This is a genomic window from Acidovorax sp. KPB24-07 (assembly GCF_057543315.1).
The window spans coordinates 1-628 of the sequence record NZ_BAAJYS010000911.1; the positions used below are offsets into that span (position 1 = coordinate 1).

A 628-nucleotide genomic window follows, 5' to 3' on the forward strand; every position below is an offset into this window, starting at 1 on the left:
CACGCGCACGGCCACGCCCGCGCTCGCGGTGCCGCAGGCCCTGTCCACCCTGCCACGCCCGACCTTGGACGCCCTGGGCGCCACGCGCCTGGACGACGCGCTCGACTACGTGCCCGGCGTATCGCGCCAGAACGACTTCGGCGGCACCTGGGACAACATCGCCCTGCGCGGCTTCGCCGGCCACGAGGACACCGGCATGAGCCTGCTGCGCAACGGCATGGCCGGCAACCGGGGCTACAACGCGCCGCGCGACACGGCCAACGTGGAGCGCTTCGAGTTCCTGCGCGGGCCCGTGGCGGCGCTGTACGGCGTGTCCGAGCCCGGCGGCACGCTCAACGTGGTGACGCAGCCCGCGCCGTGGGAGCCGCTGCGCACGATCGAGGCGAGCCTGGGCCGCTGGAACACAAGGCGCGCCGTGCTCACGCTCGGCGGCCCGCTGGATGCGCCGGCAGGCACCGCGCCGGAGTCGGGCGAACCCGCGCGCATCGCCTACCGCCTCACCGCCGTGGGCGAGGACAAGGGCAGTTTTCGCGAGCAGGTGCGCACGCGCCGCGACATGCTGGCGCCGGCGTTCACCTGGCGCCTCGCCGAGGCCACCAAGCTGCGCTACGACGGCGAATGGCTGCGC

At 74.7% G+C, this 628-nt stretch carries 1 protein-coding gene; it reads left to right on the forward strand.

Annotated elements, in window-relative coordinates; translation table 11 throughout:
* On the forward strand, positions 1–628 hold a 628-nt coding region (locus AC27IQ_RS26625), incomplete at both ends, for a TonB-dependent siderophore receptor (protein WP_487091477.1).